This window comes from Streptomyces sp. NPDC059169 (assembly GCF_042755225.1).
Lineage (GTDB): Bacteria > Actinomycetota > Actinomycetes > Streptomycetales > Streptomycetaceae > Streptomyces.
The window spans coordinates 1-7,731 of sequence record NZ_JBHZCF010000040.1 but is presented as its reverse complement, the minus strand read 5'-3'; the positions used below and the strand labels follow the sequence as shown (position 1 = coordinate 7,731).

7 protein-coding genes and 3 pseudogenes are annotated in these 7,731 nt (G+C 66.9%); 1 reads left to right on the top strand and 9 read right to left on the bottom strand.

Features of this window, described 5'->3' with window-relative positions:
• Window positions 1–110: 110 nt before the first annotated feature.
• The 6 genes from ACFXOM_RS35425 to ACFXOM_RS35400 all read right to left on the bottom strand — a co-directional run bounded on the left by ACFXOM_RS35425 (window position 111) and on the right by ACFXOM_RS35400 (window position 4,673).
• Window positions 111–991, bottom strand: a protein-coding gene (locus ACFXOM_RS35425; protein WP_385041593.1) for an IS5 family transposase whose coding sequence is annotated in 2 segments (ribosomal slippage) — window positions 111–631 and window positions 631–991 — 882 coding nt in all. Because the reading frame shifts where the segments join, the coding sequence is not laid out codon by codon here.
• 392 nt (window positions 992–1,383) lie between these two features.
• Window positions 1,384–1,725, bottom strand: a complete 342-nt coding sequence (locus ACFXOM_RS35420) for a hypothetical protein (protein ID WP_385041590.1) — start codon at window positions 1,723–1,725, stop codon at window positions 1,384–1,386.
• Window positions 1,726–1,781: 56 nt separating this feature from the next.
• Entirely contained in the window at window positions 1,782–2,138 is a 357-nt protein-coding gene (locus ACFXOM_RS35415) for a helix-turn-helix domain-containing protein (protein WP_384947545.1), read from the bottom strand.
• Between the two features lie 53 nt (window positions 2,139–2,191).
• Window positions 2,192–2,962 carry a GNAT family N-acetyltransferase gene (locus ACFXOM_RS35410; protein ID WP_384927695.1) on the bottom strand — a complete coding sequence of 257 codons (771 nt, stop codon included), beginning with the start codon at window positions 2,960–2,962 and terminating at the stop codon, window positions 2,192–2,194.
• Window positions 2,963–3,452: 490 nt separating this feature from the next.
• Window positions 3,453–4,430: a transposase family protein gene (locus ACFXOM_RS35405; protein ID WP_385041587.1), complete on the bottom strand. Its 978-nt coding sequence runs from the start codon at window positions 4,428–4,430 to the stop codon at window positions 3,453–3,455.
• A gap of 57 nt (window positions 4,431–4,487) precedes the next feature.
• Window positions 4,488–4,673 carry a DUF1737 domain-containing protein gene (locus ACFXOM_RS35400; protein ID WP_366729197.1) on the bottom strand — a complete coding sequence of 62 codons (186 nt, stop codon included), beginning with the start codon at window positions 4,671–4,673 and terminating at the stop codon, window positions 4,488–4,490.
• A gap of 119 nt (window positions 4,674–4,792) precedes the next feature.
• Between ACFXOM_RS35400 and ACFXOM_RS35395 the strand changes: the two are divergent.
• A pseudogene (locus ACFXOM_RS35395) lies at window positions 4,793–5,253 on the top strand (VOC family protein); the annotation flags it as partial.
• Window positions 5,254–5,379: 126 nt separating this feature from the next.
• Here the strand turns inward: ACFXOM_RS35395 and ACFXOM_RS35390 are convergent.
• From ACFXOM_RS35390 to ACFXOM_RS35380, 3 genes and pseudogenes are all read right to left on the bottom strand, one after another.
• Window positions 5,380–5,667, bottom strand: a pseudogene (locus ACFXOM_RS35390) (DUF6262 family protein); the annotation flags it as partial.
• The gene (locus tag ACFXOM_RS35385; protein WP_385041584.1) at window positions 5,657–6,151 is read right to left on the bottom strand and encodes a hypothetical protein; all 495 of its coding nucleotides are present in this window, start codon (window positions 6,149–6,151) and stop codon (window positions 5,657–5,659) included. The gene ACFXOM_RS35385 and the pseudogene ACFXOM_RS35390, both read right to left, overlap by 11 nt.
• A 175-nt stretch (window positions 6,152–6,326) precedes the next feature.
• Window positions 6,327–7,509 (bottom strand): annotated as a pseudogene (locus ACFXOM_RS35380) (IS3 family transposase).
• Window positions 7,510–7,731: the final 222 nt, after the last annotated feature.

Here is a 7,731-nt window from a genome sequence, read left to right as displayed (position 1 = left end):
GGGCTCCAGCTTCGCCCACTGCGCATTCGTCAGATCATGCCGCCCCACAAAGTGGATCTTGACACATCAAGATCCACTTCTGAAACGCACCCTAGGTCGTTTCCGGCGGATCATGTGCGGAGCCATAGCCGGATGGCGGCGACGGTGACCGTGCCGTGGAAGACGTAGGCCCGCTTGTCGTATCTCGTCGCCACGGCCCTGAAGTTTTTCAGCAGGTTGATCGTCCGCTCGACTTCGTTGCGGCGCTTGTACTTGTCCTTGTCGAAGCCGGTGGGCCTGCCGCCCTTGCTCCCTCGGCGTCTGCGATGGGCCTGCTGGTCCTTCGGCTCGGGGATGGTGTGCTTGATCTGCCGTCTGCGCAGGTAGCGGCGGTTTCGCCGGGAGGAGTACGCCTTGTCGCCGTCGAGGTGTTCGGGCCGGGTGGGTGGATGCCCGCCTCCCGGCCGGGCAACGCGGACGCGTTCGAGGACCGGGATGAGCTGGGGCGCGTCGCCCCACTGGCCCGGTGTGATCAGCAGGGCCAGGGGCCGGCGTCCGCCTTCGCCGGCGAGGTGGATCTTGGAGGTCAGGCCGCCCCGGGACCTTCCAAGTCCCTCGTCGGGGCGGTGATGCCGGGGCGTTGATCTTTTTTCGGTACACGCGGTGCCTTCTTACGGGCCCCGGCGGCGTGATGGTGAGCGCGGCACGAGGTCGAATCCACACTCACCATGCTCCAGTCGATCCGGCCCTCTGTGTCGGCGTCGGCCTGGACGGCCCGCAGGATCCTGTCCCAGGTGCCGTCTGCCGACCAGCGCCGGTGCCGTTCGTAGACGGTCTTGCACCTGCCGAAACGCGAGGGAAGGTCCCGCCACGGGACCCCCGTGCGCTCACGGAAGAGGATCCCGTTGATCACCTCGCGGGGACTGGCCCACCGCCCGCCACGCCGCCCCGTTGCAGGCAGATGCGACTTCAAGCGGGACCACTCCACGTTCGTCAGATCACCACGCCCCATGACCAACTACACGGCCACGAGCACCAGACCACTCAAAGATCCGTCGGACACGACCTAGCTAGCCCCGGGCGATCTGCGACCGATCAACGAGCCGGTGTGGAACGCGATCGTGCGGCTGCACGGCGCGGGGTTGCCGACCGGGGTGCCGGCGGTGGAGAGCGAGCTGCGCCGCAGCGGGGACCTGGAGCGGGTGGTCACCGACGCGGCCGGCTTGGCGGCGGCGAAGTTGGTGGCGCCGCACCACTCGCTGGCGATAGTGGGGACGGTGGGGTGCCGTCCGGCGGAGGGCCTCGGCGACCGCGTCACGGTCGGCCGCGGGGGCGTTCGCGGTGATCAGTTCGTGGACGACGGTGACGGGATCACGGTCGTCACATCGAACAGCGGGGCAGATCCTAGCGGTCCCGGAAACCGACGCGGCGGACGTTGCCGCAGGCGGAGTACTCGGCGGTTTCCTGACCGCAGACTCCGCAGTACCAGTCCTGGTCCTTGCGCTGGAGGGTTCGCAGCTGCTTGCCGCACTCGGCGCATACCGGCGGTGCGATCGCCGACGCGCCAGCCTTGCGGAGCTCGATGAGTAGATCGCCCAGGGCCCGGGGCGCCGGAGAACAGCCGTCGGTCAGGACCACAGGCCGCGTCGCCAGGGCCTTGGCCAGGCTCCGTGACTTCGCACGACCGCCCGCGACCGAGATGACCCACGGGGCGGATCGTCTCGATGCCGGGTTCCCTCGCCTCATCGGCGATGAGCTCCGTGATCGAGCCGACCGGGTCTGTGACGGTGCGGTCGAGGTGATCAGCCGTGGTCATCGCCAGTCAACACCCTTGATCCTAGACCGCTTTGGCCGCAGTCCGTCGCGACCCTCGCAGAGGGTGACGAACCGCCGACAGCTGCCTTCTTCGGCTTCTTCACGGTGCCGACCGCCGCGATGGGCTCGATGAGGTCGTCCATGGTGCAGTCGAGGATGTCGAGCAGGGTCATGAGGATCTTCAGGCTCAGTCGCTCCGGTCGCTCAACGACGAGCCGGTGGACCTGGCTCGTGGACAGCGTGATGCCGCGTTCCTTCAGCGGCGGGAGGAGGTCGGTGGTGGAGAACATCCCGCGGTCGGCTTTGCGCAGGTGCCAGTCGTAGTCGAGCTTGGCGGCCATCATCGGGTTCGTTCCTCTCGTCGGTTCCGCGTCTTCCGAACGGCGCACCAAGGCGCTCAGTTGTCCGGCTCGAAGATGTACGGCCGGGTGAAAGTGACCACCTCGAAGCCGCGCTTGCGCAGGATCGGTTCGGAGGTGGGCAGCGCATCGGTGACCAGCAGCCTGCAGCCGCGCTTGCTGGCCTGCCGCAGCCGGGAGCCGACCACTGCGGTGAAGAAGCCCTGCCGACGGTGGGTCGTCTTGGTCCGGGCGCCCGCCAGCTCGGCGAACGGGCTGCCGGCCTGGAAGTGGACCCGTCCGCAGGAGACCGGCTCGCCCTGGGCATAGGCGATGTGCACGCTCATCGCGTCAGGCTGTTCATCGAGTAGCCGAGCCAGTTGTCGACGCTCCTCGTCCGCGTTGTGCCGACCGGTCTGGCGGGAGATCTCTGCGTAGTCGTCGAGCTCGGCGTCATCGGTCACCTGCCGCACCTCGTAGCCCGAGGTGTCGAACAGGGCCGATGATGCCTCGGCGACCGGGAGCACCAGCACCTGCTCCTCCTCGTCGGGCTCGAAGCCTGCTGCTTCGAGCGCGGCAGCCAGGCCCTGCTGTCTGTCGTGGCCGTAGGTTTTCCACTCCAGGGTGTAGCCGCCGGACCGGGCGAGCTCCCGCTCGTCGCGGACCAGTTCCGAGACCTCGCCGTCCGCCAGGTCGGCGAAGACGATCCGGCACTCCGAGCCATCCGCCGAGTACTCGCGCACCAGGTCGGCGTGGCCGGCGGCGACACCGCTCGCGCGCCGCAGCGCGTCGAGTTCCACAAGAACCTCGGTTTTGACTGCTTCGTGCATGTCGTTTCCCTCCTCGTCAGGCTCAGGGGAACGCCGGGGCCAATGCCTTGTGCAGGGAAGTGTTCATGAAGTCGTCGCTGACGTGCGTGTAGATGGTCAGGGAGCTGTCGCACTCGTGACCGGCCTGCTGTTGGATTATCTTGAGTCCGCTCGCGCGACAGCTCGCTGACCTTCGTGTGTTCGTGACGGTCGTTGTCCGTGACGTAGCGAATGAGGGCACTGGTGGTCCTTTCGTCACAGGACGATCGTTACCGATCTGAGGCTCGCCCTGCTCGTGCTGAGTCAGCGAGCCTTTTCGAACTCGCGCTGAGGCGGCCGAGCGGAGGGCGGGAACGGGCCTGGCGAGAACAGCGCGAACCGTCGCGAGGTAGGACAGGTTGCAGTCCGAGTTCGTGGCTTTCTAGGACAGGATCTCACCTATCTCGTACTTACGACCTTGGGAGCGATTGAGGTCGGGGCGTGCTCGCCTGACGCGTCGGCTGGTGGGTGATTAGCAGGCGGCCTGCCGGGCGAGCACGAGTTCGGTGCCGGGCTTGCGTCGCGTGGGCCTGCGGGCGGAGCGGTCGGAGACCAGTCCGACGATGGCGAGGTGGGGCTCCGTGTAGGTCTCGCGGCGGCCGGTGAACCGCTGCAGGGGCCGCCACTGCTTGTACTCGGCGTTGGTGTGCTCGACATGGATCCGTGCCGAGGACTGCCGGCGACGTCGCTCGCTCCATGCGTGGTGCTCGCCCAGTGGGGCGTCGTCCTTGGGCTTCTTCGGTGGGGCGTCGACCTGGTCAGGAAACTCGTTGGCCAGCCCGCGGTAGCCCTCATCGACCTTGGCCTTGACATCGGGGTACTGACGGAACTGTTTGGCGATGCCCTCGCTGCGCACGGCGGTCTGGTCGTGCATGCGGCCGGGCCGGACCACACCGCTGAACAGGGTGCGGCCCTGACCGTCGCTGAAGGTCGTGGTCTTGATCGTGTTCTGCTTCTTCTTGCCGGACACGAAGGCCTTGCGGCCCGGGCGACCCGCTTTCGGGCGGCGGACCTGGACCTCGGTACCGTCGATCCGCAGCTCGACGCCCTCGGCGTCGGCGTAGGCGAACAGGTCTTCCAGCGTGCGCAACCGGATGCCGGGGCGGTCGGGGACGGCGAAGCCGCGGACTGCCAACAGCGGCCGGACCTCGCGGACCGCGTTCGAGATGGTGGAGCGGTCCACCACATACAGCTCGGCGAGCGCCGCATGCGGCAAACCGAGCCGCAGGTGCACCAGCGTAACCAGCAGCCGGTCCACGAAGACCAGCCGCCGCTTCGGTCCGGCACCTGCCGCCCGACGCCGGTCCTGGCCGCGCCGCTGGCGCAGCGCGGACTCACGGGCAGCCTCCCAACGCGGAGCAAGCTCTTCGAGCAACTCGCCGAAGTGTGCACGGGAGACCCCGGACAGGGCAGGATGGGAACAGGCCGCACGGGCCCAAGCAAGCGTCACAACTCGCCTAACCCGTGCGGCCCTTCCCGTGTCACGGGCAGACCGCGACCACAAGTCCTACGACTGTGCTGGCCATACCACCGCTTGGGCGACGATGACCCTCTCACCGTTGAAAGTGACCGCAGGGCCTTCGTGCAGTTCGTAGCCAAGAGCTATCGCTTCGCTCACACGATGGCAGAACGCGGCGTCGTCCGGGCCCGTCAAGACTCGGTAGATAGGCAATCCGTCCGGTGGTGTACTCATGAACAGAAAGATCTCATGCGTACCCGTCCACCGAGCCAGGCGACCAGCCTTTCCGAGGCCAATCGCTCCCAAGGTCGTTATCGTCGTTGTCCGCAACCGACATCAGCGAAAGGACCGCGATGCCCGAGCAGACCAGCGCCGCGCCGGAGGGCTATACCGCCGTTGCGCCCTGGGTCGTCACCGACGATACGGGGGTCTTCCTCGACTTCGTCACCCAGGCGTTTGGTGGTGAGGAACTCGGCGGGTGTCGACCGAGGACGGCTTGGTCGGTCACGGTGAGATCCGAGTCGGCGACACGGTGGTGTTGGCCTTCGACCGACACGCGGACTGGCCCACCATGCCGAGTCTGCTGCGTGTCTTCGTCGCTGACGCGGACGAGGCGTTCTCGCAAGCCGTCACAGCCGGCGGCCATGTCGTCACTCCTTTGGCGGACAACGCTTTCGGACAGCGCGGAGGGCGTATCAGGGACCCCTGCGGCAACATCTGGTGGGTGGTCAGCTGCATTGAGGCCGTCTCTGAGGACGAGATGTGGAAGCGGCTGCAGGACCCGGTATACGCCGAGGCGATGCGTGTGGCTCAGGCTTCGCCGTCCCGCTCGTGGCGGTCCGGTAAGAGCCGTCGCGGCGCGTTGTTCGCCGAGCGCATGGGCGAGTTGGTCACGGAGTTGTCGGTTCTCCTCGGAGAGCTGCCGGATGCGGGTGTTCGCTGCTTCGAGGCGTCGAAGCAGGGAAGCGTCGGAGGTGCGCTGCCGTGCGGGAACCGAGGAGCCTGGGCCGCGACAATGTGCTGTCCGTAGGCGCTCGACCTCCGCGCGCAGGTCCGGCTGGCTGTAGAGCCAGGACCGGGACACTCCGGCCTGTTTCGCGATGGTCTCGAAGGTGACCGGCTCGCCCGCTGCGTCGAGGGTGCGGAGGGCTTGGATGGCCTTGGCGCGGGTGTACTCGCTGCGGCGGCGGGCGGCATCGACGATGTGGTGGCTGTTGTCAGCTCGCATCGGCGGTCGTCTCCGGCTGCCCGGGGTCGTCTTCCAGACCGGTGATGATCTTCTCCAGGTTGCCGAGGACCTGCTGGTTCATCTCGACCACGCGCGCTTGGCCGCGGGCCTCGGCGGCGGAGACGATCTGCAGCTGCTGTCGTTGTTCTCGGTGCTGCGGCAGGAACTCGGGGGTGGTGACGAACATCGGACACGTCAAGCAGGTATTGGCATGCGGACAGACCTTCTGTACCGGCAGGCCGCAGTAGCCGTTGGGCAGGACCTGGGTCACTCGGCCGAGCCGCTGCTTGGCCCGGCTGGCGTCGGCCAGAGGGCCTTCCGGATCGACGGTGACGCTCTCGCTCTTGATGTTGACCTTGCGGGCGTTCTCGCAGTGCCGGCGGACCGTGGTGTCGTGAAGCCGGGCGTAGTGGGCGGTCATCTCGCCGGAAGAGTGATCGGGAAGGACGCGTACGACTTCCTGCGGGACGTCCTGGTTGATCACGCGAAGTACCCCTTGGCGGACGATCTTCCCCGCAGACTCCCGCCTACGACCAGGGTGAGTACCCCGGGCACCGGTCACACCAGCCCTTTGTTGGGGGAGACTCACTCTGTTCCAGCTGCCCACTTATGCTTTGGATGAGCTGCCCCGAGTTTCGTAGCGGCCGGTTTGTGTGTTTTCAGGCGGCGTTCGAGGTTGCCTGCGATCGGTAGTGCTGGGCCTCGAATTCCTCGGGTGGGAGGTAGTCGAGGGCGGAGTGTAGGCGCTCGGTGTTGTACCAGCTGACCCACTGCACGACGGCACGTTCGACCTGGTCAGCGTCCCGCCATGGGCCTTGGTACTCGATCAGTTCGGCCTTGAATGAGCCGATCAGGGCCTCGGCCATCGCGTTGTCGTAGCTATCGGCGACGGAGCTGACGGACGCGGTCGCGCCGGCCTCGAGCAGCCGCTCGTCGTAGCGGATCGACACGTATTGGGCGCGATCACTGTGATGAATCAGACCCGAGCCCTTCTTGATCCCTCGCCGCCACAACCCCATCTCCAGGGCATCCAAGGGGAGATCGGTGCGCATGTGGGTGGCGAGCTGCCATCCGACGATCATCCGTGAGTAGACGTCCAGGACGAAGGCGACGTAGACCCAGCCCGACCAGGTGCGGATGTAGGTGAGGTCGGCGACCCACAGCTGGTTGGGGCGGCGGGCGGTGAAGTGCCGGTTGACCAGGTCCGGTGGCCTGGGGGCGGACGGTTCGGGGATGGTGGTGCGGCGTCGCTGCCCGCGGATGATGCCTTCCAGGCCGTCCTCGCGCATCAGCCGCTCGATGGTGCAGCGGGCCGCAACGATGCCTTCGCGCCGCAGCTGGCGGTGGATGCGCCGGGCTCCGTAAGTCTCACCGGAGGTGGTGTGGATGCGGCGGATGTGCTCAATGAGTTGTTCGTCGCGCCGCCGGCGGGCGGATTTCGGGTGCTTGCGGCGGGCGTTGTATGCCGAGACCGACAGGTCCAGTTCCCGGCATACGGGCTCGACCCCGAAGTCGTCGCGGAGGTGGTTGATCACCGCGTAGGCCTCGTGCGGGGCTGGTCGAGCTCCTTCGGAAAAACACCGACCCGGCCTTCAGGATATCGTTCGCCCGCCGCAACTCGGCTATTTCCTCGCCAAGTTGGGTCAGCTCGACTCGCTCGGCGCTGGTCAGCAAGTCAGGCCGACTGCCCTGGTCGGCCTCGGCCTGGCGGACCCAGCCCCGCAGGGCTTCCTTGTGGATGCCGAGGTCCTGAGCCACGTGGGCAACGGGACGGCCGGAGGTCTGGACTTCGCGGACGGCTCGCTCGCGCAGCTCGTCCGGGTACTTCCGTGGTGCAGGCATCGGACCTGTGTTCTCCCATCTGCCAAGGCGATCATGCCCGGCTTGAGGGCCGCTACAAAATCCGGTTCAGCTCACCGACGGACCGTCACGAAAGATCTCTGTTGTCAGAGAGGGGTGTTGGTCGTGTGGGTGGTGTGATCGGTCTGGATGGTGGCTGGATTTTGGTTTGTGAGGGTGGGTGGTCGTAGCGGCGAGTGGAGGTTTGTGGCCGGTGAGGGTTCT